The organism is Neomoorella sulfitireducens, assembly GCF_024733845.1.
GTDB classification, from domain to species: Bacteria; Bacillota; DSM-521; order Neomoorellales; family Neomoorellaceae; genus Neomoorella; species Neomoorella sulfitireducens.
The window spans coordinates 359,578-383,108 of sequence record NZ_JANRHG010000001.1 but is presented as its reverse complement, the minus strand read 5'-3'; the positions used below and the strand labels follow the sequence as shown (position 1 = coordinate 383,108).

Here is a 23,531-nt window from a genome sequence, read left to right as displayed (position 1 = left end):
AGAAATGATCGACGAAAACATTATCGCCGGCATTGTGGCCGAAGTTTTAAAGAACATCCAGCAGCAGTCCCGCAATGGGACGACGGCTACCGCAGCAACAGCGTGTAGCGGTGCCTGCCAGGCGCGGGCCGGCCGGGCCGCGGTAGCTACCTCCCTTGGTGACAGAGGTGTATACAGCGACCTCAACACAGCCATCCATGCCGCCAAAAGAGCGCAGCAAGAACTGGTCAAGTTAAATCTCAAGACCAGGGGCGAGATCGTCGCCGCCATCCGCCGGGCAGCCATCGAAAACGTAGCAACAATCGCCCGGCTGGCCCATGAAGAAACCGGCTACGGCCGGATAGAAGACAAGATCCAGAAGAAGCTCTTTGCCGCCCGGTTAACACCCGGCATTGAAGACTTAAAGACCGAAGCCATCAGCGGCGACAACGGCCTCATTTTGATTGAGCGGGCGCCCTTCGGCCTTATTGCTTCCATCGAGCCGGCCACCCATCCCGGCTCCTGTGTCATCAACCACGCCATCAGCATGGTCGCCGCCGGCAACAGCATCATCTTCCTGCCCCATCCCCACGGGCTTAAAACCACCCAGTACCTGGTGCGCCTTTTTAACACCGCCATCCAGGAAGCCGGCGGGCCCGAAGATTTGCTGGTAGTAGGCGATAAAGTCAGCCTGGAAAACCTGGACCTGGTCTTAAGCCATCCCGGGGTAGATCTGGTTGTGGCCACCGGCGGGCCGGAAGTAGTCAACCGCGCCTTAAGGAGCGGCAAAAAAGCCATTGCCGCCGGCCCCGGCAATCCCCCGGTAGTCGTTGACGAAACCGTCCAGGACCTGGACTACGCCGCCAGGTGTATCATCGACGGCGCCGCCTTTGACAACACCGTCCTCTGCATAGCCGAGAAGGTCATCATCGCCGTAGAAGCAATAGCCGATGAGCTCCTCTTCCACCTGCAGAACCACGGCGCCTATCTCGTGCGGGATGAAGGAGATAAAGAAAAACTCATGCGCACCATCCTGCCCGACGGCAAGCGCTTCCATCCAGACCTCATCGGCCGGGACGCTACCATTATATTAAAACAAGCCGGCATCAACGCCCCTGAAAGCACCAGAATTGCCCTCATGGAATGTCCCCCGGAGCATCCCCTGGTGCAGGAAGAACAGCTGCTGCCCGTCCTGCCCCTAGTACGGGTGCCGGACTTTGACGCCGCCCTGGAGCTGGCTGCCCGGGTGGAACACGGCTTTAAACACACGGCCATCATCCACAGCCGGGACGTCGGCCGCATCACCGCTTACGCCCGCAGGCTGCAGACCGACATCCTGGTGGCCAACGCCTCCTCGGCCGCCGGGTTAAACATCGGCGGCGAAGGGCATTTCAGCCACACCATCGCCAGCCCCACCGGCGAGGGCATCTGCACCCCCCGCACCTACACCCGGGAACAGCGGACGGTAATCGCCGGGGCGCTGCGGACGGTAGACTAGGAACAAGGAACTTGAGCGGAGTGAATACCGCCTTGAAGGAAATAGCTGCCAGCGAACTGAACGCCATCATCAATAAAATTGCCGCCGCGGGGGTGGTCGGCGCCGGCGGGGGCGGTTTCCCTACCGCCTTTAAACTGAAGACTAAAACCCCTATCCGGACCGTCATCATTAACGGGGCCGAGTGCGAACCTTTACTTAAAGTCGACCAGGAACTAATGGCCCGTTACCCGGAGGAACTCCTGGCCACTTTAGCCACCCTTGTTCAGGCCACCGGCGCCGAGACAGGGGTCATAACCCTCAAAGAAAAATACCGGGAGGCCCATGCTGTCCTGGCAGGAGAAATAAGGAATTATCCCGGCCTAAGGCTCCACCTCCTGCCGGACGTCTACCCCATGGGGGACGAGCACTTATTGACCTATAACGTCACCGGCCAAACAATTCCGCCGGGAGGTTTACCCCTGCAGGCTGGAGCGGTGGTTTTAAACGTCGAGACCTTATATAATATTCACCACGCCCTGGCAGGTAGACCTGTAACCCATAAATACGTCACCGTTACCGGCGCCGTCCGGCAACCCGTCACCGCCAGGTTACCTGTTGGCACCCCGGTGCGAGAACTCCTGAACCTGGCCGGCGGTCCGATTGAAAACGAATACCTGCTTATCGCCGGGGGTCCCTGTATGGGTAAGGTTACAAGCTTTAATGCGCCGGTTACTAAAACTACCAAGGGCATCATTGTCCTGCCACTGGATCACCCCCTGGCTGACCGTTACCGGCGGGACCTGAACCGGGAGCTGAAGATAGCCCTCAAAGCCTGCTGCCAGTGCATGCAGTGCAGTGACTTCTGCCCGCGGCACCTTTTAGGCCATCCCCTGGAACCCCACAGGGTCATGCGCGCGGTTACCTGTGGCCTGGCCGATATAACCCTGCCCCAGGCCCTGCTGTGCAGCGAGTGCGGCCTCTGCGATTTTTATGCCTGCCCCTTCAGCCTTTCCCCGCGGCAGGTCAATAGGAAAATCAAGGCCGAACTACAGCAGAAAGGTTTCCGGCCCGGCCCCTGGCAGGCTACAACTCCTTCTCCTTTTCGGGAAGGCCGGCAGGTCCCCACAAAACGCCTTATCGACCGCCTGGGCTTAAAAGAATACGCCGCCCGCCCGGTAACTTTCATAGAAGACAGCATCACGGTTAACCGGGTCCACCTCCCCTTAAGGCAGGGTGCTGGCGTCGCTCCTCGACCGGTAGTCAGGGTAGGCGACCGGGTAGAAAAGGGTTCCCTTTTGGCGCGCATAGACGATGATACCCTGGGATCCGGCCTTCACGCCAGCATTAGTGGCACCATTATTACCCTCAACAGCGAAATTATAATTGAGGGAGGTGGTGACTGATGGGTATCGCCGTCGGACTTATTGAACTTAAGAGCCTGGCGCGGGGATTAATGGTAGCCGATAGCTGTCTTAAGGCTGCGCCGGTAGATGTAAAAATACGCACCACCTGCCCCGGCAAAAGCCTGATTGTCTTAACCGGCGAGATCAGCGCCGTGACCAGCGCCGTAGAACACGGCGTCACCGCCGGCGGGGTAACGGTCGTCAGCAGCTTGATCCTGGGCAACCTCCATCCGGGAGTCCTGCCGGCCCTGAGCGGGATAGCCGAGGTAATCCCTAAAGGGGCCATGGGAGTCCTCGAGACTTTCAGCGTTACGGCCGCCATCAAAGCCGCCGATATAGCCGCCAAGGCCGCCGTTGTGGAGCTTTTGGACATCCGTCCCGCCTACGGGCTGGGGGGCAAAGGGGTAGTCATCCTGACTGGCGGCGTCGGCGCCGTCCGGGCTGCCGTTGATGCTGTTACACCCCCCCTCAAAGAAGAAGGGGAACTGGTGGATGCCATTGTTATCCCATCTCCCCATCCAGGATTATGGGAGCAACTGGGGTAAAGGCCGTCAACGGGACGGGCCCGAACAAGGGCTTAAATAAGTTGTAGTTTGACCTTTAACCTTTGTGAAGCAAGGTGACTGCTAAATGTCCAATGCTGCCCTTATCGAATTAATCACCAGGGAAGTCCTGGCCGTACTAAAGGAACGCAGTGATAAAACAACCCGGACCAGTACTCCAGCTCCTGCCACCCCGGCAGCCAAACGCGTTCCCGTGGCCGTCTCGGCGCGCCACGTCCACCTGGCCCAAAAGGAGATCGACATCCTTTTCGGCCCCGGTTACCAGCTTACCAAAAGAAACGATCTCTACCAGCCGGGAGAATTTGCTGCCAACGAGGTGGTCACCCTGGTAGGTCCGAAGTTGCGTCCCCTCACCAACGTCCGCATCCTGGGGCCGGTTCGCGACCGCACCCAGGTGGAGATCTCCCGTACCGACGCCATAACCTTAGGCATCCCGGCACCGGTGCGCCGCTCCGGGGACCTGGCCGGCTCGGCCCCAATTACCCTGGTCGGGCCGAAAGGCGCGGTTACTCTGCCCGAAGGGGCCATCATCGCCAACCGCCACATCCACATGAGCCCGGTTGAAGCTGAGAAATGGGGTATCAAAGACAACGACGAAGTCACCGTGCGCACCGTTAACTGCGAACGGCCCACCATCTTCGGCGGCGTCCAGGTACGGGTAAGTCCCAAATTCAAGCTCGTCATGCACATCGACACCGACGATGCCAATGCCGCCGGGCTGCAGTGCAATGACGAAGTAGAAATAAGGTGAGAAGATGCTCATCGCTGAAGTTACCGGCACAGTGGTCGCCACCCGTAAACATGAAAGCCTTACCGGCAGCAAGCTTCTTCTCATTCGCCCCCTTCATGGCGGTCGCCGCGGGGAAACCCTGGTGGCCGTAGACGCCGTCGGTGCCGGCAGGGGGGAACTGGTACTGGTAGTCGCCGGGAGCGCCGCCCGGCTGGGCCTTGGTGTCTCCCAGGCCCCGGTGGACCTGACCATTGTGGGCATTATCGACCAGGTAGAGGGTGACATCAAGGGGCTGCCACGCTGAGCTTGTGCCAGCAAGACAGGTGGCAACAACCTGTTACCTTCAAAAAAATTATGGCCTGGGAGGGCAAAGGGGCTTTTTTCGATGGTTTGTGCCCTTCCGGGCATGGGCGATTAACATGAAAATAAGGCCTAAGGGGGAAAAAGATGCAAGTCCTGGCCTTAAACTGTGGTGGGTCTTCGATAAAGTACAAAGTCTTTTCCATGCCCGAAGAAAAAGTATTGGTCCTGGGCAGCGTTGAAGGCATAGGCAGCCAGGAGACCACCCTGCGGCATCAAGATTTAACAAGCGAGGCGCCTGATTGCCAAAAGCAATTACCCCGGGGTGACTACGGCGAAGCCCTGGAAGAAATCCTCAAGTTATTGCAGCCTTACCAGATTGAGGCTGTCGGTCACCGTGTGGTTCACGGCGGCGCGGGCCTCCGGCGACCGGCCCGCATTGATGCCGCTGTCCTGGCCACTTTAAAGGCCTGCTGCCAGCTGGCCCCCCTGCATAACCCGGCCAACGTTGCCGGTATCGAGGCCGTGGCGCGGCTCCTGCCCCAAGTACCCCAGGTGGCCGTCTGCGATAACACTTTCCATCTCACCCTGCCGCCCCGGGCCTATCTCTATGGCCTGCCCTATGAATATTATGAGCGTTACGGCCTGCGCCGCTATGGTTTCCACGGCATCACCTTTACCTATATGGTCAACCGCGCCGCCCAATTGCTAGGGCAAGACCTGAAGGAACTAAAAATCGTCTCTCTCATGCTCGGCAGCGGCACCACGGCCAACGCCTGCTGCGGTGGACAATCAATTGATGTCTCCACCGGTTTTACGCCTACGGAGGGGTTGCTCCAGTCCACCCGCTGCGGTGATGTCGACCCCGGCGTCCTTGTTTATCTCCTGCGGCAGGAAGGCCTTGACCCTGATGCCCTGGAGGAAGTAATCAACAAAAAAAGCGGCTGGCTGGGTATCTCCGGCGTCAGCAACGACTACCGGGCCGTGGAAGAAGCCGCCCTTCTGGGACACGAACGAGCCCGCCTGGCCCTGGAGGTCCTGGCCTACCGGGCAAAAAAATATGTTGGTGCTTACGCCGCGGCCATGGGCGGGATTGATGTCCTGATTTTTTCCGGTGGCATCGGCGAAAAAAGTAGCAGCCTGCGCCGGGAAATCTGCCGCGGCCTGGAGTTCCTGGGCATCAAGCTGGACGCCGAACGCAATGAAAACGGGAACGGCGACCGCGTAATCTCCAGGCCGGAGGCCGGCGTCCGGGTTCTGGTGGTGCATACCGATGAAGAAGTAATGATCGCCCGGGAAACGGTAAAGGTACTGGCCGGGAAAGAGCCCTCCGGGGCTTTTGGCCAGGGGTGGATCTCCCTTTAACGCAATTATTCTCAAAGGAGATGGGCAAGTATGCGCTATCTTGCCTTTGACCTGGGGGCCGAGAGCGGCCGGGCCATAATCGGCACCCTGATGGATGGCCGCCTCAACCTCGAAGAAATTTATCGTTTTCCCAACGAGCCTGTCCGGATTCCCGACGGCCTGCACTGGGATGTTTTACGCCTATTTCATGAGATGAAAGAAGGCCTGCGCCGGGCTACGGCCCGCTACGGGACGGGCATTAAAAGCCTGGCCGTCGACACCTGGGGCGTGGACTTCGGGCTCCTGGGGGAAAAGGATATCCTACTGGGCAATCCTTACCACTACCGGGACGGCCGTACCGGGGGTGTGATGGAGGAAGCCTTCAAGATAGTACCGCGAGAAGAGATTTTTTCCCAGACCGGCATTCAATTTCTCCCTTTCAACTCCCTTTACCAGTTCCTGGCTCTGCGGCAACAACATCCGGACCTGTTAAGCCGGGCGCAGTCCTTTTTAATGGTACCTGACCTTTTCAACTTCTTTTTTACCGGCATAAAAGCCGGGGAATTTACCAATGCCACTACCACCCAGATGTATAACCCCCGTACCGGAACCTGGGCCACTGATATGCTGGCAAAGCTGGATTTACCCGTTAACCTGCTCCCGGAAGTCAACCCGCCGGGTACGATTATAGGCCCCTTACTGCCCCGGGTGGCCCGGGAAACGGAAACAGGTGCGATACCGGTTATCGCCCCCGGCAGCCACGATACCGCCAGCGCCGTAGCCGCCGTACCGGCGGCAGGACCGGACTACATGTACATCAGCTGCGGCACCTGGTCTTTAGTAGGGACGGAAGTAAAGGAACCGGTAATCAATGAACAAACCTTGCGTCTCAACTTTACCAACGAAGGTGGGGTCGGCGGCACCTTCCGGCTCCTCAAAAATGTCACCGGCCTGTGGCTGGTCCAGGAGTGCCGCCGCACCTGGGCGCGCCGGGGGGAAAATTTAAGTTACAGCGAGCTTACGGCCATGGCCCGGGAAGCCCGACCCCTGGTTGCAGTTGTCGACCCTGACCACCCTTCCTTCTTGAACCCGGAGGACATGCCGGCGGCCATCCAGGTCTATTGCCGGGAAACTGGCCAGCCGGTTCCCGGCACGAAGGGCGAGACCGTCAGGTGCGCCCTGGAGAGCCTGGCCCTGAAATACCGCTGGGTACTGGAAAAGCTTGAATATATTCTGGGGAAAAAACTCCCCGTCGTCCACATGGTAGGCGGCGGTACGCAAAATGAGCTCCTCTGCCTGTTTACCGCCGGTGCCACCGGGCGCCCTGTTGTGGCCGGTCCGGTGGAAGCCACGGCCGCCGGCAATCTCCTGGTCCAGGCCATGGCTATGGGTGAAGTAAAAAACCTGGCTGAAGCGCGGGAGATAGTACGCCGCTCCTTCGCCTTGAAAACTTATGACCCGGAAAATATAGACGCGTGGGAAGAAAAATATAAAGTACTTGATAAGCTGGTGAGCTGATACCTTTCCGGGGTTTGTTGGGTTACCAGGGAGGTAGATTGTGATGAAAGACCATAACCTGGTCATCGGCCTTGACTTTGGTACCGATTCGGTACGGGCGATGGTGGTCGACGCCGCCACCGGGGAAGAACTGGCCGGTGAGGTAGCATATTACCGGCGCTGGGTTGCAGGTATGTACTGCGATCCGGGCAAGAATCAATTCCGCCAGCACCCCCTGGACCATCTCGAAGGGATGGAAGCCGCCGTCAAGGGAGCCCTGGCCAAACTGGCGCCAGGATTGGCACAGCGGGTGGTGGGTATCGGCATCGACACCACCGGTTCCACACCGGGACCCGTCGATGCCGATGGACGCCCCCTGGCCCTGCTACCGGAATTCAGCGAGAACCCCAACGCCATGTTTATACTCTGGAAGGACCACACTGCCGTGCAGGAGGCCGGGGAGATTAACCATGCGGCCCGCCACTGGGGCGGCACCGACTTCACCAAATATGAAGGAGGGGTCTATTCTTCCGAGTGGTTCTGGGCCAAGATCCTCCACATATTACGTCACGACCCGGCGGTAAGGACGGCAGCCTATTCCTGGGTTGAGCACTGTGACTGGATACCGGCCCTGCTCACAGGCTACGAAAATCCACGGCTATTCAAGAGAAGCCGCTGCGCGGCCGGACATAAGGCCATGTGGCACGAAGAGTGGGGAGGGTTGCCACCGGAGGAATTCCTGGTCCGTATCGACCCCCTCCTGCAGGGCTTGCGCGAACGGCTCTACACCAAGACGTACACCACAGCTACCAGGGCCGGAGACCTCACGCCCGCCTGGGCGGAGCGTCTCGGTTTACCCCCGGGCATTTCGGTAGCCGTAGGGGCTGTGGACGCCCATGTGGGCGCTGTGGGCGGCGGGATCACCCCCGGCGCCCTGGTGAAGATCATAGGCACCTCCACCTGCGACATAATGGTTGTCCCCAAGGAAACAATGGGCGCTAAATTAATTGGCGGCATTTGCGGCCAGGTAGACGGCTCGGTCATCCCCGGCCTCATCGGCCTGGAGGCGGGCCAGTCAGCCTACGGCGACGTCTATGCGTGGTTCAAAGACCTCCTCTCCTGGCCCCTTAAGGCCCTGCTGCCGGAAACCTCCCTGGTTGCCAGGGATACCGGTGAGAAGTTACAGGAAGAGATAGAAGGCCGCCTCCTCCGGCGCCTTTCGGAAGAAGCGGGAAGGATCGAAGCCGGCGCGACGGGCTTACTGGCCTTGGACTGGCTCAACGGCCGGCGGACCCCCTATGCGGACCAGACTCTTAAAGGAGCTATTACCGGCCTGACCCTGGGAACAACCGCGCCGAAGATTTTCCGTGCCCTGGTAGAAGCTACGGCTTACGGGGCCAGGGCCATCAACGAAAGGTTTATGGAAGAAGGCCTGGAAATTAAAGAAGTCATCGCCCTGGGCGGCATTGCCAGGAAGAACGACTTTGCCATGCAGGTCCTGGCCGATGTTCTGGCCATGCCTATCAAGGTAGCTGCCTCGGACCAGACCTGCGCCCTGGGGGCCGCCATGTTCGGCGCCGTTGCTGCCGGGTTGTACCCAACGGTGGAGGCGGCCCAGGAAAAGATGGGCTGCGGCTTTGCCAAAACATATACCCCTGACCCTGAAAATGCCGCCAGGTACCGCGAACTGTACCGGGACTATCTGGACCTGGGCAAGATCCTTTTCCCAAAACTATTGACATAGAGCCCTAAAAAACTTGACAAACGTACAGAAAGGGGGTAAAATAGTTTACACATGCGGAAGTAGCTCAGCGGTAGAGCATCGGCTTCCCAAGCCGAGGGTCGCGGGTTCGAATCCCGTTTTCCGCTCCAGCTATATTATTTATGGATATTACAAATTTCGGCCTGCCAGAAATCCGGTGCACGGACTGGAGCAGGAGGTCATTATTAAGACCGGTGGTGAGGAGCAGTAGCTGCTCCTCATTTTTTTAGTCACGCCCAATCCTGTTGCCTTGTAAGTCATTACGTCTCCTTGTAAGCCGTCCCCCTTTTCAATAACCACGTATTTAAACGAGGTAGAATACTGAAATAAGGAGTGAGATTATTATCTCTGATGATTTCACGACAGATGGCCGGGACGCGTACCGGCAGGCAGCCTCGACGTCTTGTCCTGGCCTTGATATTAGGTGCCTTGACGGGGCTAGGGCCGTTTTCCATAGATGCGTATCTTCCGGCGTTGCCTTTACTAACAGAGGACCTTCGCACCACCCCGTCAATGGCCCAGTTGACTTTGACCGCATGCCTGCTGGGTTTGGCTTTGGGGCAGCTGGTAACAGGGCCGGTCAGTGACTCCCACGGCAGGCGCCGGCCGCTGCTTTTGGGACTGTTGATTTACGGGTTTGCCTCGGTGATGTGCGTGTGGACCCGTTCTATTGGCCTTTTTATCGTTCTCAGGTTCTTCCAGGGATTGGCCGGGTCGGCCGGTATTGTCATCGCTCGTGCTATCGCCCGTGATTATTATGAAGGCAAGGAACTGACGCGTTTTTTTGCTTTATTAATGTTGGTTAACGGGGTGGCGCCGGTGCTGGCACCGGTATTGGGCGGTATACTTTTGCGTTTTACCTCGTGGCACGGTGTGTTTATCATGCTGGCATTACTTAGTATTTCCTTGTTGTTGATAGTCTTGAGCGCTTTGCCGGAAAGCCTGCCGCCGCAGCGCAGGGTGCAGGGAGGGTTACAGGCTACGATAGGAGCCCTCGGTAGCCTCGCCACAAACGCAGGGTTTATGGGTTATGTTCTGACCCAGGGATTTGCATATGCCGCCATGTTCGGTTACATATCAGGTTCATCCTTTGTCTTGCAGGAAGAGTACGGCGTATCACCGCAGGTGTTCAGCGTCATTTTTGCCGTCAACGCTACCGGGCTTATTTTGGCCGGCCAGGCCGGTGCGATTGCCTCTGGGCGCTGGGATGAAAGGCGGGTCCTGGTGGCCTCGTTGATTATTGCTGTTGCGGGCAGCCTGGCGTTGCTTTTTGCCGTTCTTGGTCATGCGAATCTGGCTATAGTGCTGATATCGTTATTTGTCGCCATTGCCATTGCCGGCGCAGTAGGCACGACATGCACCTCCCTGGCTTTGCAAAACCAGGGCCGCGTTGCCGGCAGCGCTTCGGCGTGGCTCGGCGTAACTGGAATGCTACTCGGCGCCCTGGTTTCGCCCCTTGTGGGCCTGGGCTTCAATCGTATTGCCGTGTCAATGGCTGCAGTGATTGTCCTTTGCCACCTGGCGGCCGCCCTCGCATACTGGCTGCTGGCCGCGCGGGGTAGTGGTGCAAGGGTGGAGAAGACTTTGTCGCAACGCGCGTGAGGTCCTATAAAAACCGGGCCCATGGAGCAAAATAGGTAAGAAGTTGCGTAAAGGAAGGCGGTTAAACATGGGCCTGGGAAAGCCGGATAATTGTTTGCTGGTGATTTTCGGCGGTACCGGGGACCTGGCCCGCCGTAAACTATACCCCGCCCTATATAATCTCTTTGTCGATGATTTCCTGCCGGATGCCCTGCAGATCGTTGCCGTGGGGCGGCGCTTTTTTACGCGCGAGGGTTTTCATAATGAAATAGTCTTACCTTCCCTTAAGGCCTTTTCCCGCCGCGCCTCCAACCCGGACGGCCATTTTGCATCCTTTATCGGCCGTGTCCATTACTTTCAGGCCGACCTTTATGACCAGGGGGGTTATACTCGCCTCAGGCAATTTATAGAGGAACTGGAAGAAAAGTCGGGCTGCCAGGGCAACCGCATTTTTTACCTGGCCGTGGCCCCGGAACACTTTGGCCCCGTGGTCCGGAGCTTAAAGGAAACAGGCCTGGTACCGGCGCGGGGCTGGCAGCGGGTTGTTATTGAGAAACCCTTCGGCCATGACCTGCCTTCGGCGGCAGAATTAAACCGCCAGCTCCGGGCGGCTTTCAGCGAGGAAGAGATTTACCGCATCGACCATTACCTGGGGAAAGAAATGATCCAGAACATCATGGTCATCCGCTTTGCCAATACCTTTTTTGAGCCGGTCTGGAATAATAAATATATCGACCACGTCCAGATCACTTCGGCGGAAACGGTGGGCGTGGAGGACCGGGGCGGCTATTACGACAGGGCCGGGGCCCTGCGGGACATGGTCCAGAACCACCTCCTGCAGCTGGTGACCCTAGTGGCCATGGAACCGCCGGCGAGCCTGGCCACTGAAGCTATCCGCGACGAAAAGGTAAAGGTGCTGCGCTCTTTGCAACCCCTGGACGCGGCAGCAGTCAGCAAGAACGCCATCCGCGGCCAGTACGGTGCCGGGGAGATAGATGGGCAGGTGGTACCGCCTTACCGCCAGGAAAAGGAAGTGGCCCCTGATTCCACGACGGAAACATTTGTCGCTTTAAAGCTTTTCATCGAAAACTTCCGCTGGGCCGGCGTGCCCTTTTACCTGCGTACGGGCAAGCGCCTGCCGGTTAAAGTGACGGAAATTATCCTCCAGTTTAAATCCCTGCCGGATATCCTGTATTTTAAGGAATACGGCGAATTACGCCCCAATCTCCTGGTCATCCGCGTCCAGCCCCTGGAGGGTGTCTACGTCCAGCTCAATGCCAAGCGGCCGGGGAATAATAATTACATCGTACCCATCCGCCTGGACTTTTGCCAGAACTGCGAGGTGGGCGTTAATTCACCCGAGGCTTACGAGCGCCTGCTTTATGATGTAATGCGGGGGGACCCCACTCTTTTCACCCGCTGGGATGAGGTGGAGGCGGCCTGGCGGTTTGTGGACCCCATTGCCGCTGCCTGGACGGCGAGGCCACCCCTTTTTCCCAATTACGCCGCCGGCCAGTGGGGACCACCGGCGGCGAGGGAACTCTTAATCCGCGACGGCCGCCACTGGTGGCAGGAAGATGAATTGCTGCCGGAACGTGGGTAGCTAGAAATAAATGAACGGGCTGGTGAAAGCTTGCGTATCTACGACATATCCATGCCCATATATCACGGCATGCCCGTCTATAAAAACAGGGCGGAAAAACAGCCGCAGCTAGAAGTCACCTGCAACTATGAAAAGGGTATCAGGGAAACGCGCTGGCTGCTGGACAGCCATACAGGAACCCATATTGATGCCCCTGCCCATGTGCTTCCCGGCGGAGCCACCATTGCCCAACTGGATCTGTCACCTTTAATCGGTCCCTGCCGGGTGCTGGACCTGACGACCGTCAGCGACCACATCACTTCCGGGGACCTGGAGAATCAACCCATTTGTTCCGGGGATTTTGTCCTTTTGAAAACCGGTAATTCATGGGCCGGCGGCAATGAAGCCGGGTTCATCTACCTGGATGCCGGGGCGGCCTTCTATCTGGTGCAGAAAGGGGTGCGCGGCGTCGGCCTGGACGCCCTGGGAGTGGAGCGGGACCAGCCGGGCCATCCCACCCATCGGACTTTACTGGAAAATGGGGTCATTATTATTGAAGGTTTACGACTCAAGGACGTGCCTCCGGGTGTTTATCACATGGTGGCCCTGCCCCTCCCCCTCATAGGGGCCGAAGCGGCGCCGGCCCGGGTGGTCCTGCTGGAATAGCCTGGCGACGCCCTGCCGATACTAAAGGAAAAATACAGGCGGGGTGTTTTTATGGAGCGGCAAATTTTACGGGTAAATTTAAGGGACGGCAGCATTCGCCAGGAAGAAATACCGGTAAAGGTATGCCGTGATTTTATTGGTGGACGTCCTCTAGCGGCCAGGTATCTGTATGGTGAACTGGCCGCGGGAGCGGACCCGTTAAGCCCGGAGAATATTTTAATTTTTAACGCCGGTCCCCTGGCCGGCTGCGGGGCCCGGGGCGTCAACCGCTGGCTGGCGGTGACCAAAAGCCCGTTGAGCGGCGGCTTTATCCGCTCCGTCGGCGGCGGCGACTTCGGGGCCCGGCTCCACGGTGCCGGTTACGAAATGCTCCTTATAACCGGCCGGGCTGCCGGGCCCGTTTACCTCTATCTGGGCCCCCGGGGGCGGGTAGAACTGCGGCCGGCGGAAGACCTGTGGGGCCTGGGGACCCGGGCTACCGAGGCCGAGTTGCGCCGGCGCCATGGCCGGGAGGCGCGGGTGGCCTGCATCGGCCCGGCAGGGGAAAACCTGGTGCGCTATGCCGGTATAGTCAGCAACAACAGTACCGCCGCCCGTGGCGGGACGGGCGCCGTCATAGGAGCAAAAAAACTTAAAGCCGTGGTTGTAGATACTTCACTGGATATTCCTGTGGCTGCCGGGGAACGTTTCTCCCGGCTGCTGGAGCGACAGCGGGAATTAATCCACCGCCGCGACCGCCGGGCGCCCTTGCCGGGGGCCATAAGGGGCGCTGTTTTACCTGCACGCAATTTCCAGGGTGCCCGGCAGGCAGATACCGATACAGTTAACCAGCCTTACCTTCTGGAGCGAGAAGGACCGGAATTCCAGACCTACTGGGCCCTGGCGGCCAACCTGGGGTATTTTGATCCCGAGCTGGTGGCCCGGGCCAACGAGCGCTGTAACGACCTGGGCCTGGACACGGTTTCCACCGGGGTGAGCATAGCCTTTGCCTGTGAATTACAGCAGCGGGGCCTCCTAAAAACCGAGGGCTTTGACCTGGGGTGGGACAGGCCGCAGGCCACCCTGGAATTGATCAATATGATTGCCTACCGGAAAGGCCTGGGCGAGCTCCTGGCTGAAGGAGTAAGCAGGGCGGCAAAGTATATTGGTTCCGGCACGGCTGAATACGCCATGACCGTTAAAGGGATTGAGATGCCGGGTTATGACCCGCGGGTGCGCCCCCTTCACGGCCTAGGGATGGTCGTTTCGGCCCTCGGTGGCAGTTATTGTTATGGCAAGGCCCTTCACGCCGGGCTCTTTGCTGCCGACCGGGAAGGGGAAGACCTGGTGGACCAGGTAAACCGCATCCAGGAGACGACAGTAGCCCTGGAAACAGGTATCGGCTGTCTCTTTGCCTACCTGGGCGGCTGGCTGCCCCTGGAACTGATGACTGAAATGTTGACGGCCGTTACCGGTACGGAACTGGCCCTGGAGGACCTCCACATGGCCGCCGAGCGCAGCCTGGCCCTGGAGCGGGCCTTCAACCTGCGGGAGGGCCTGGGCCGGGAAGCCGACACCCTGCCGGAGCGTTTCCTGCGAGAAGGGATTGCAGACGGGGGAATTAAAGCCGGGCCCTTTACCAGGTTACCGGAGCTGGTGCAGGCCTATTACCACCGCCGCGGTTGGGACGAGGAGGGCCGGCCCACACCGGCCACCCTGGACCGCCTGGGCCTGGAACTGGTGCGCCTGGATCAGACCCGGGAGTTCAAGGTCGCCTTCAGCCGGGAGTTGACCAAATAGAAAAGAAGAAGGGGCATCTGGTGCAAAAATAAACCGCCTGTTATAATAGGGATGGTCCAAATTTTACGGGCAGGTGTATCCCGTGCAGGTCAAGCAGGTCATGCTCAACAACCCGGAGACGTTATACTACTGGCAGACCCTTGCCGATGCCGTGGCCGTCTACCAGCGACAGCAGGTCAACTGTGCCCCCGTCCTGGACGCTGGCGGCGAAGTGGTGGGCATTATTACCGTCTTTCGCCTCCTGGAAGCCCTGCAAGAGGGGGCTACCATGGCTACGCCCATTGAAGAGGTCATGGAGAGAAAGCTGGTCTGCATCGATGAGGATACAGGTTTTGAGAAAGTGGCCAATTTACCCATTGACCGCCTGATTGTTTTAAACAAAGAGCGGCGTTTGAGCGGGGTCCTGACCAGGATTGGCCTGATCAATAAGGTGCACCATGCCCTGGAAAAGGCGGAACGCGAGCTGGCGGCAGTCCTGGAGGCGGTCCCCAACGGTATCGTGGCCGTCGACCGGGAAGGGAAAATATGCCACATCAACCCTGCGGCCGCCCGGCTCCTCGACGTGCCGGTGGCGACAGCCATGGAGCAACCGGCGAATAGCATCTTGGCGGCGGCAGGGTTAACCCGGTTTCTTGCAAAAGAAGCAGGAGACCAGTTTCATAAAGCCGGGGTAGGAGATAGAACCCTGGCCATCCGGCGCAGTTCTATTAACAAAGAAGGCCAGGAACAGGGTGTCGTCCTGATCCTGCAGGATATTTCCGAATTAGAGGCCATCTCCAGTGAATTAAAAGCGGTTAAGTCCTTAAACCGGCAGCTAAAGAGTGTAATCGAGGCCTGTTATGACGGCATGGTTATTGTTGACAGCCAGGGCATTGTCCGAGGGGCTAATGAGGCATATGAACGTATCATGGCACCGGAGACCGGTCGGCTGCTTGTTGTTGGTGAAAAGTTGCAGCCCGGTACCGGCCAGGCAGAAGAACAGCTGTACCAGCTCTGGCACCTTGTCCGTGAAAGCCGCAAGGCCGTAACAGTTATGTACCAGACTCCTTCCGATAGGGAGGCCATTCTGACCGGCAGCCCCGTCTTCAATGAGGAGGGAGCTGTTTCTCAAGTAGTAATCAGCATCCGCGATATGACGGAACTGCGCCATCTCAAAGAAGAAGCCATGCGAGCGGCAGCGGAAATACAGGTCTTGCGAGCCCGCCAGCTGGCAGCCCCTGAGGTAATCCGCCATAGTCTTTCCATGCAAAAGGTGGTGGACCAGGCTTTAAGGGTGGCGGCCGTTGATTCCACCGTCCTCATAACCGGGGAATCCGGCGTCGGCAAGGAAGTCGTTGCCGGGCTAATTCACCGGCACAGCCCGCGTTGTAAGGGGCCTTTTATAGAGATTAACTGCGGCGCCATCCCGGAAAACCTGCTGGAATCCGAGCTCTTCGGTTACGAAAAAGGAGCCTTTACCGGGGCTAGTAAAGAGGGCAAGATAGGTCTCCTCGAGGTGGCCAATAACGGCACAATCTTCTTAGATGAAATAGGGGATTTATCCCTTGGCTTGCAGGTCAAGTTGTTGCGTTTTCTCCAGGAACAAGAGATTTATCGCCTGGGCGGCCGCCAGGCCATTAAGCTCAACGTTCGCGTCATTGCCGCGACCAACAAGGACCTGGCCGCTATGGTCCGGGAAAAAACCTTCCGTGAAGACCTGTATTATCGTTTAAATGTGGTACCTATAAGGATCCCTCCTTTGCGAGAGCGGAGGGAAGACATTTTGCCCCTGGCCAGGTATTTCCTGGAAATATTTAATCATAAGTACGGTACGGACAAACGCCTGTCCTTTGGGGCTTGTAAAGTGCTTGAAGCCTATTCCTGGCCGGGCAATGTGCGGGAACTACAGAATGTCATGGAACGGGTAGTCATTATGGGCGAAGGAGATGTAATCCGGCCGGAACATTTGCCCATCGAATTTCAGGAAGGGACCGGTGGGAATACCTGTAAATGGTTGCAACTCAAGGATGTTTTACCCCTCCAGGAGGCAAGGGAGCAACTTGAACGGCAGTTAATAACCCTTGCCATCGCAGAGTACGGCACCCTGCGGCGGGCCGCCCGGGCCCTGGGAATATCCCATTCAACTTTGCTTCGCAAGGCCCAGGCCTATGGTCTTGTGGTGCAAAATCGAACCGATGCGGTTTAAAATTGCACCAGCAAAGATTGCATTAAGTCTTTATGAAGCGGCCGGGGAAAGGAGTGTCGGCTAACTGTTTGGTGCAAAAATAGACCGGAAATTAAATTTGACTTATACCTTGCCCCCCGCGGGCCCATGGGGTTCGCGGGGATTTTTATGCCCTGGCACGGGTTTTGCAATATAAGCCAAGTGCTTGAGGGCACAAGAATAACTGCAAGGAGGAAGGGTTTATGGGAAAAGTCACAGTCAACTGGACGGGTAAAATGCAGTTTGTAGGTGATGATGGGGCCGGCCATCAGGTGGCCATGGACGCCAGCCCTGTTTATGGCGGTGAAAACCAGGGTACCCGGCCAATGGACCTGATGCTTATCGCCCTGGGCGGTTGCACCGGAATTGAGGTCACCCACATCTTACAAAAAATGCGGGTCGGCTTCGATAAACTAACTATTTTAGTAGAAGGGGAGAGGGCGGAAGACCATCCCAAGATTTTTACCCGGATGCGGGTGGCTTATGATTTCCAGGGCGATAATATCCCGCCGCAAAAGGTGGCCCAGGCCATCAAGCTGGCCGACGAGGTATATTGCTCGGCAGCCAATATGATGAAGGCGGCCGGATCCATTGATTATGCTTTTAAAATCAACGGCGAGGAGTACCCTTACCCCTTCCCGGAAGAGACAAGTGGTAGTTAAAGACATGACTCGGGAAAGATGATCAAGGGAGAATTATTTTAACAGGCTTACAGGGGGGATGCTGAAGTGAATACCTATGCTTTCTGGATTTTATTTATGGCGGTTATCTATACCGTCGTCCTTATTATCGCCGGCAACATTGCCAGGAGCCGGGCCGCCCGTGGTGAGGACTTCTGGGTTGGAGGCCGTAAGTTCAAGCCCTGGATGGTGGCTGTTTGCATCACCGGCCTTTTCTCCGGTTCTTCGTATATCGCCATCCTGGAACTGGCCTATACGACGGGGATCTCCGCAGGATGGTATGGTGTAGCCGAATTAATCCATGTGATAATTATTGCCTTATTCTTTGTGATACCCTTTCGCAAGCGCCTGGTAGTGACCGTCTCCGGTTTAATAGGCGACCGCTATGGACGGACGGCCAAGGCCATTGCCGGCGCTGTTACGGCCTTTACCTTTCCCATGTACGCCACCGCCAATGCCCTGGCCTTTGCCGCCGCCATGAGCGCTTTTACAGGCATGTCCTTATCTACCTGGGTAATCTTTAGCGCAATACTCCTGCTAATTTACCTGCAGGCGGGCGGCATGTGGTCGGTGGTTTTTACGCAAACTGCAAATAGTATTGCTTTTGCTTTAATGTTTATCATCGGCCTTATCGCTTTCTTTATTAAACCGGGTTTTGCCGGCCTGGCCCAGCTGGCGGCGGTTAAACCGGCCATGTTTGGCCTGACTACCGTGGGCCTGCAGACGATACTGGCCTGGTTCGGTACCTTCCTGGTCAATGTTTTCCTGGCCCAGGCGGCTTTCCAGATGGCCCTTTCCTGCCGTACGCCGGAAGAGGGACAAAAGGGTCTCCTCTGGGCGGCAGGCTTTAATATCGTCTTTATTGTCCTGGGGGTTCTCTTTGGGATGGCCGCTGCCGTTGTTGCACCTGGTGTAGGCCGCGGCCTGGTAGCCGTACCTAAATACCTGGCCCAGGTTTTACCGCCCCCGCTGGTGGGCATCTTCTTCATGGGTATCTGGGCCTGCGCCCTGGGCTGGGGAGCTCCCTGCCAGTTTTCCGGGGCGACCAGCCTGGGACGGGATGTGGCTTCCTCTTTAAATCCCAAAATAAGCGATAAGCAGATGGTTTTTTACACCAAGTGGTCGCTGGTAGTATTGACAGTATTGATGATTATCTTTGGCTTCCTGCGGACAGAACAGGCCGCGTGGTGGAATGTCCTGGCCTGGACGGCTCGTAACGGGGCCACCTTTGCTCCAATAATCGGCGTACTCTTCTGGCCCCTGGCCAGCCGCAAAGCGGCCGTCAGCGCCCTGGTCGCCGGCTTTGTTTCCGGGATAACCTGGTATCATCTAGGTGGCTGGCATCCTGCTAAATTTTACTTGAATATCCACCCGGTATGGATCGGGATGATTTTTAACGTTTCCGCTTTAACCCTGGTGACCTTAATCGAACGGGCTGGCAGCTACCGCTGGGCATTACCGGAGAAAGGGGTAGCCAAAAATGTGGGCTTAGGGGCCATATTTGTCTGGCTGGCCCTGGCAATCCTGGCGGTCAACCAGTTTTCCTGGCTTTATGCCAGAGGCGTTTTCGGTATGATCCTTTTCCTGATCTTTATCTGTGCTTTCTGCATGGTGATTGCCTTTACGAAAGAAAGAGAAGAGAATGTGGTTGTAACAGAGGTTAACCCCCAGGCAGGACCGGCGGGTAAATAATTTGGCCGGAATCGCCTGGCGGGGATAAAAAGCGCCGGCTTAGAACGCTTATTGTAAGGCGTCTGGAGGAAAGGCCTGTCTCCAGGACGCCTTTTTGTTATTTACTCCTGCCGGCTGAAGGACAGGGAGCCCAGGAAGCCCAGGAGCAGGGCCAGGGCAATAACTACGGCCACGTCAAATCCCAGGCTGTAGTGGACCAGATATTGCAAGGCCCGGGGATCGGTACCGGCATATATCAGGCGCCTCAAGGCATCGACCCCGTAAGTCAAGGGATCAAGTTTCATTAAAAAATTCATCCAGCCGGGCAGGTTGGTCATGGGAAACATGGCGCCGCTCAGGAAAAACATGGGCATGACCAGGAAGTTCATGAACATCTGGAAACCTTCCATGGTAGACATGCGGCTGGCAATGGCAATCCCCAGGAAGGTCAATCCCAGGGAAATTAGAAACAGGATGCCCAGGAGCTTGAGAATTGTAACCGGAGTAAGGGAGACTTTAATCAAAGGCGCCAGGAGGAGCATAATAGAAGCCTGTATAAGGGCCACGGTGCTACCCCCCAGGGCTTTACCCAGGGCGATGGCCCAGCGGGGTACGGGGGCCACCAGGACTTCTTTTAAAAAACCGAACTCCCGGTCCCAGATAATAGAGACGCCGGAAAATATTGAGGTAAAGAGGACGGACATTGCCAGGATGCCGGGATACATGAATTGGACGTAGTTGACGGGTACAGCGGCGGGTACGCCGCGAAAGCCCATGGCCGCCGAGATTCCCTGACCGACAATGAGGAGGTAAAGGAGGGGCTGGCCAATCATACCGATGATGCGGCTGCGCTCGCGGATAAAACGGATAAACTCCCGGTACCAGATGGTATATATCGCCCGCAGGGCAGGTTTCATGCAATTGACCTCCTTAGTGCTGTCGCCGGCGGCCGTGACGGCGGTTTAAACGCATAAGCTCGGTTGAAGAGACCCTGTCATCCCGTATGGCGCGGCCGGTAAGGCTCAAAAAAACATCGTCCAGGGTAGGTCGCCGCAAATGGATGCTGTTAATCTGCCCCCGGAAATCGGCAGCCACCCGGGGGATAAAGGCGGCTCCGTCCTCCACCTGCAGGCGCAGTCCTTCTTCATCTTTAATTACTTTTACGTCGTAGCGGGCAGCAATTTCTTCCTGGAGGCGGGTGTCATCAACTGTTATTATTGTAACCACATCCCCCCCAAGCCGGCGCTTCAGGTTGTCAGGGGTATCCAGGGCCTGGATGCGGCCGTGGTCAATGATGGCGATGCGATCGCAGTTTTCCGCCTCGTCCATGTAGTGGGTGGTCATAAAGATGGTAATGTTTTTCTCCCGGCGCAGGCGGTGGATGTGCTGCCAGATGGCGCTGCGGGTCTGGGGATCGAGCCCGACCGTCGGTTCATCCAGGAAGAGGACGCGGGGGTGGTGGAGGAAACCGCGGGCTATTTCCAGCCGCCGCCGCATGCCCCCGGAAAAGGTGCGGACGATATCCCGGCGGCGAGCGGCCAGGTCCACCATGGCCAGGACTTCATCTATACGCTCCTTGATGGTAGCCCGGGAGAGGCCGTAGAGAAGGCCGTGGAAACGCAGGTTTTCTTCAGCCGTCAGGCGGTCGTCCAGGGAGTTGTCCTGGAAAACCAGGCCGATGGCACGGCGTACGGCATCGGGCTGGCGGGCAACGTCAAAACCGGCCAGGGTAACCTGACCGCTGGTAGGCTTCAAGAGGGTACAGAGGATTTTAATGGTGGTCGATTTACCGGCTCCATTCGGTCCCAGGAAGCCGAAGATCTCTCCCTCTTCAACGTTAAAGGTCACCCCGTCTACAGCGGTAAGGTCGTTAAAGCGCTTGCTAAGGTCCTGGACAATAATTAATGCCACGGGTTTTCTTCCCTTCGCTTTTGCTTGAGAATTAATTTTAACAATATAAGGAAGGGAGATCAAGGAATATTTACTGGCAGGAAATAGTTCCCTGGTTTAGGGGATTAATTTAGGGCATATTTTTTACGGAGGAGGCGGGGTTAATGGCGCGGGTGGTAATTACTCCCCGGCGGCGCAGCCTGAAGGTTATGGTCGCCCTGCTGGCAGTTGTCGCTGTTTTTCTGGTCTTAAATCGCTACCGGGACCTGGAAGAGGAGCGGGCCATCCGTGCCCTTTCCTGGGCGGTGGCCAACCAGGTGGTGGTGGTCGACCCCGGCCACGGGGGTATTGATTCCGGAGCCATAGGCCCTGGAGGGAATCTGGAAGACCGGGTGAATCTCGCCATCAGCCGGCACCTGGCCGGATTCTTAAGCCAGGGGGGGGCTCGCGTTTTCTTGACCCGCCAGGATGAAAACGTCCCGGAAGGGGAAACGGGGGATGACCTGGTAGAGCGTGTCAGGCTTGCCGGGAAGGTGGGCGCCGACCTCTTTATCTCCATTCACTGCAACGCCTTCGACAATCGCGAAAGGGGTGCCCAGATCTTTTACGATCCCCAATCCCGGGAAGGGAAAGAACTGGCTGAGGCTATCCAGGCGGAAATCAGGCGCCGCCTGGCCAATACCGACCGGGTACCTTTAAGCATTGACGCCTTTGTCCTGCGTACCCAGAAGATACCGGCCGTCATTGTTGAAGTCGGCTTTATCTCCAACCCCCAGGAAGAAAAGCTCCTGGCCGATCCTCATTACCAGCGCCAGATGGCTTTTGCTATCTATGCCGGTATCGTTAATTACTTCCTCGAGGGAAAGGGATCTCCCCCTGGAAGCCGGTCGCCATAAATAAATAGGGCCCGTGCCGGGTTGGGTCACGGGCCCTATCGCTCTACCTTTGCAGGTCGTTTTTATAACTTTTGAGGTTTCGTTGCGCCGGGTACGGCTTGCCGGCTGTAAACCCGCCACAGGAAGGCCAGCAAAGCCAGGACGGCTGCGGCTAAACCTACCGGGTAGGAAATGGTGGTGGCCAGGTGCAGGCCTTCCGGTGCCTGGAGGATATAGGTGATGCTTACGGCCGTCATAAAGATTGCGGGGATGGTGGCCACCCAGTGGAAACTACGCTGCCGTGCCAGGTAGACGGCGGCGGTCCACAGGGCGATCATGGCCAGGGTCTGGTTGGACCAGGCGAAGTAACGCCACACGATGGTAAAGTCGATTTGGCTTAAAATAAAGCCGACAGCGAAGATAGGGACGGCAATCTTGTAGCGATTTATGATGGGACCCTGCTTCAGGTTCAAGAATTCGGCGATGGTGAGCCGTGCCGCCCGGAAGGCGGTGTCCCCGGAGGTAACGGGCAAGACGACAACACCCAGGATAGCCAGGACGCCGCCGACGGCGCCCAGGAGGGTAAAGGAGGCCTGGTTGACTACGCCGGCCGGCCCGCCCAGGCCCTTCAAACCGTTAGCCAGGCCGCCGGTGCTGCCGAAGAAGGTCATGGCTGCGGCTGCCCAGATGAGGGCGATAATTGATTCGGCAATCATGGCCCCGTAAAAGACCCGGCGGCCGTAGCGTTCATTTTCCAGGCAGCGGGCGATAATGGGCGATTGGGTGGCGTGGAAGCCGCTGATGGCGCCGCAGGCAATGGTGATAAAGAGGAGGGGCCAGAGGGGGGCGCCCTGGGGATGCAGGTTGGCCAGGGTTAATTCAGGGATATGATAACCCTCTATCATAATCCCGCCGACAATCCCCACGGCCATAATAATTAGAACGGCCCCGAAGAAGGGATAAATCCGGCCGATAATTTTATCGACGGGCAAAATTGTAGCCAGGAAGTAATAGGCTAAAATGACGCCCAGCCAGAAAGTATAGGTTAAGTGTGTGGGGGTTAGCTTGGCCAGGAGCTGGGCCGGGCCGGTCATAAAGACGGTCCCCACCAGGATCAGGACGATGACGGTAAAAATATTGACAAATTGCTTCATTCTGGGGCCCAGGTAATTACCGACGATGGTCGGCAGGTTGGCGCCGTCGTTGCGCACGGAGAGCATACCAACGAGGTAATCATGGACGGCGCCGGCAAAGATGCCTCCTAGGACGATCCAGATAAAGGCAACCGGACCCCAAAGGGCTCCCTGGATGGCACCGAAAATGGGTCCCAGGCCGGCAATGTTTAAGAGTTGGATCAGGAAGTCGCGCTTCCAATCCATGGGCACGTAGTCAACGCCGTCGTTGAGCCTTACCGCGGGGGTGGGGCGTTTTTCCTGGGGGGCAAAGACCTTTTCAACAAAGGCGCCGTAAAGGGAATAACCCACCAGGAGGATGATGATAGAAACCCAAAAAGTAACCATGAAGCCTTAAACCTCCTCTGGCTGATTAT

19 protein-coding genes and 1 tRNA gene are annotated in these 23,531 nt (G+C 57.4%); 17 read left to right on the top strand and 3 right to left on the bottom strand.

The features are described from left to right. Window positions 1–4 precede the first annotated feature (4 nt). From NWF31_RS01755 to NWF31_RS01680, 16 genes are all read left to right on the top strand, one after another. Entirely contained in the window at window positions 5–1,477 is a 1,473-nt protein-coding gene (locus NWF31_RS01755; RefSeq protein ID WP_258358777.1) for an aldehyde dehydrogenase family protein, read from the top strand. Window positions 1,478–1,497: 20 nt separating this feature from the next. Then, on the top strand, window positions 1,498–2,859 hold the full coding sequence (locus NWF31_RS01750; RefSeq protein WP_258358980.1) for a 4Fe-4S dicluster domain-containing protein: 1,362 nt from the start codon (window positions 1,498–1,500) through the stop codon (window positions 2,857–2,859). Next, the gene (locus NWF31_RS01745) at window positions 2,859–3,404 is read left to right on the top strand and encodes a BMC domain-containing protein (protein ID WP_258358776.1); all 546 of its coding nucleotides are present in this window, start codon (window positions 2,859–2,861) and stop codon (window positions 3,402–3,404) included. Before NWF31_RS01750 ends, NWF31_RS01745 begins: the two co-directional genes overlap by 1 nt. An 85-nt stretch (window positions 3,405–3,489) precedes the next feature. After that, complete coding sequence (gene pduL, locus NWF31_RS01740) at window positions 3,490–4,173, top strand: phosphate propanoyltransferase (RefSeq protein WP_258358775.1); 684 nt, start codon at window positions 3,490–3,492, stop codon at window positions 4,171–4,173. Window positions 4,174–4,177: 4 nt separating this feature from the next. Further along, window positions 4,178–4,456: a EutN/CcmL family microcompartment protein gene (locus NWF31_RS01735; protein WP_258358774.1), complete on the top strand. Its 279-nt coding sequence runs from the start codon at window positions 4,178–4,180 to the stop codon at window positions 4,454–4,456. Window positions 4,457–4,599: 143 nt separating this feature from the next. Beyond that, complete coding sequence (locus NWF31_RS01730; protein WP_258358773.1) at window positions 4,600–5,817, top strand: acetate/propionate family kinase; 1,218 nt, start codon at window positions 4,600–4,602, stop codon at window positions 5,815–5,817. Window positions 5,818–5,847: 30 nt separating this feature from the next. Then, on the top strand, window positions 5,848–7,314 hold the full coding sequence (locus NWF31_RS01725; protein WP_258358772.1) for a rhamnulokinase: 1,467 nt from the start codon (window positions 5,848–5,850) through the stop codon (window positions 7,312–7,314). A 43-nt stretch (window positions 7,315–7,357) separates the two neighbouring features. After that, the gene (locus NWF31_RS01720; RefSeq protein WP_258358771.1) at window positions 7,358–9,037 is read left to right on the top strand and encodes a ribulokinase; all 1,680 of its coding nucleotides are present in this window, start codon (window positions 7,358–7,360) and stop codon (window positions 9,035–9,037) included. 53 nt (window positions 9,038–9,090) lie between these two features. After that, window positions 9,091–9,165, top strand: a tRNA-Gly gene (locus tag NWF31_RS01715). Between the two features lie 241 nt (window positions 9,166–9,406). Then, window positions 9,407–10,657 carry a multidrug effflux MFS transporter gene (locus NWF31_RS01710; protein ID WP_258358770.1) on the top strand — a complete coding sequence of 417 codons (1,251 nt, stop codon included), beginning with the start codon at window positions 9,407–9,409 and terminating at the stop codon, window positions 10,655–10,657. A 67-nt stretch (window positions 10,658–10,724) separates the two neighbouring features. Then, entirely contained in the window at window positions 10,725–12,239 is a 1,515-nt protein-coding gene (zwf, locus tag NWF31_RS01705; RefSeq protein WP_258358769.1) for a glucose-6-phosphate dehydrogenase, read from the top strand. Between the two features lie 30 nt (window positions 12,240–12,269). After that, entirely contained in the window at window positions 12,270–12,884 is a 615-nt protein-coding gene (locus NWF31_RS01700; RefSeq protein ID WP_258358768.1) for a cyclase family protein, read from the top strand. Between the two features lie 51 nt (window positions 12,885–12,935). After that, on the top strand, window positions 12,936–14,663 hold the full coding sequence (locus tag NWF31_RS01695; RefSeq protein ID WP_258358767.1) for an aldehyde ferredoxin oxidoreductase family protein: 1,728 nt from the start codon (window positions 12,936–12,938) through the stop codon (window positions 14,661–14,663). 82 nt (window positions 14,664–14,745) lie between these two features. Further along, entirely contained in the window at window positions 14,746–16,848 is a 2,103-nt protein-coding gene (locus NWF31_RS01690; protein WP_258358766.1) for a sigma 54-interacting transcriptional regulator, read from the top strand. Between the two features lie 221 nt (window positions 16,849–17,069). Then, window positions 17,070–17,528 carry an OsmC family protein gene (locus NWF31_RS01685; protein ID WP_258358765.1) on the top strand — a complete coding sequence of 153 codons (459 nt, stop codon included), beginning with the start codon at window positions 17,070–17,072 and terminating at the stop codon, window positions 17,526–17,528. Between the two features lie 66 nt (window positions 17,529–17,594). Beyond that, a complete protein-coding gene (locus tag NWF31_RS01680) occupies window positions 17,595–19,238 on the top strand; it encodes a sodium:solute symporter family protein (protein WP_258358764.1) in 1,644 nt (547 codons plus the stop codon). A 101-nt stretch (window positions 19,239–19,339) separates the two neighbouring features. Here the strand turns inward: NWF31_RS01680 and NWF31_RS01675 are convergent, their stop codons facing one another. Together NWF31_RS01675 and NWF31_RS01670 are read right to left on the bottom strand one after the other, a co-directional pair. Beyond that, window positions 19,340–20,134, bottom strand: a complete 795-nt coding sequence (locus NWF31_RS01675) for an ABC transporter permease (protein ID WP_258358763.1) — start codon at window positions 20,132–20,134, stop codon at window positions 19,340–19,342. Between the two features lie 13 nt (window positions 20,135–20,147). Continuing rightward, on the bottom strand, window positions 20,148–21,128 hold the full coding sequence (locus NWF31_RS01670; protein ID WP_258358762.1) for an ATP-binding cassette domain-containing protein: 981 nt from the start codon (window positions 21,126–21,128) through the stop codon (window positions 20,148–20,150). Window positions 21,129–21,271: 143 nt separating this feature from the next. Between NWF31_RS01670 and NWF31_RS01665 the strand changes: the two genes are divergently transcribed. Further along, window positions 21,272–22,003: an N-acetylmuramoyl-L-alanine amidase family protein gene (locus NWF31_RS01665; RefSeq protein WP_258358761.1), complete on the top strand. Its 732-nt coding sequence runs from the start codon at window positions 21,272–21,274 to the stop codon at window positions 22,001–22,003. Window positions 22,004–22,065: 62 nt separating this feature from the next. Here NWF31_RS01665 and NWF31_RS01660 read toward each other — a convergent pair whose 3' ends face one another. Then, a complete protein-coding gene (locus tag NWF31_RS01660; RefSeq protein ID WP_258358760.1) occupies window positions 22,066–23,502 on the bottom strand; it encodes a carbon starvation CstA family protein in 1,437 nt (478 codons plus the stop codon). Between the last annotated feature and the right edge of the window lie 29 nt (window positions 23,503–23,531).

What these genes read in the sequence shown, in the direction of transcription:
- NWF31_RS01735 (WP_258358774.1), top strand. Translation starts at nt 4,178, where the DNA reads ATGCTCATCGCTGAAGTTACCGGCACAGTGGTCGCCACCCGTAAACAT.
- zwf (WP_258358769.1), top strand. Translation starts at nt 10,725, where the DNA reads ATGGGCCTGGGAAAGCCGGATAATTGTTTGCTGGTGATTTTCGGCGGT.
- NWF31_RS01660 (WP_258358760.1), bottom strand. Translation starts at nt 23,502, where the DNA reads ATGGTTACTTTTTGGGTTTCTATCATCATCCTCCTGGTGGGTTATTCC.
- NWF31_RS01685 (WP_258358765.1), top strand. Translation starts at nt 17,070, where the DNA reads ATGGGAAAAGTCACAGTCAACTGGACGGGTAAAATGCAGTTTGTAGGT.
- NWF31_RS01730 (WP_258358773.1), top strand. Translation starts at nt 4,600, where the DNA reads ATGCAAGTCCTGGCCTTAAACTGTGGTGGGTCTTCGATAAAGTACAAA.
- NWF31_RS01695 (WP_258358767.1), top strand. Translation starts at nt 12,936, where the DNA reads ATGGAGCGGCAAATTTTACGGGTAAATTTAAGGGACGGCAGCATTCGC.
- NWF31_RS01725 (WP_258358772.1), top strand. Translation starts at nt 5,848, where the DNA reads ATGCGCTATCTTGCCTTTGACCTGGGGGCCGAGAGCGGCCGGGCCATA.
- NWF31_RS01755 (WP_258358777.1), top strand. Translation starts at nt 5, where the DNA reads ATGATCGACGAAAACATTATCGCCGGCATTGTGGCCGAAGTTTTAAAG.
- NWF31_RS01745 (WP_258358776.1), top strand. Translation starts at nt 2,859, where the DNA reads ATGGGTATCGCCGTCGGACTTATTGAACTTAAGAGCCTGGCGCGGGGA.
- pduL (WP_258358775.1), top strand. Translation starts at nt 3,490, where the DNA reads ATGTCCAATGCTGCCCTTATCGAATTAATCACCAGGGAAGTCCTGGCC.
- NWF31_RS01665 (WP_258358761.1), top strand. Translation starts at nt 21,272, where the DNA reads ATGGCGCGGGTGGTAATTACTCCCCGGCGGCGCAGCCTGAAGGTTATG.
- NWF31_RS01710 (WP_258358770.1), top strand. Translation starts at nt 9,407, where the DNA reads ATGATTTCACGACAGATGGCCGGGACGCGTACCGGCAGGCAGCCTCGA.
- NWF31_RS01675 (WP_258358763.1), bottom strand. Translation starts at nt 20,134, where the DNA reads ATGAAACCTGCCCTGCGGGCGATATATACCATCTGGTACCGGGAGTTT.
- NWF31_RS01720 (WP_258358771.1), top strand. Translation starts at nt 7,358, where the DNA reads ATGAAAGACCATAACCTGGTCATCGGCCTTGACTTTGGTACCGATTCG.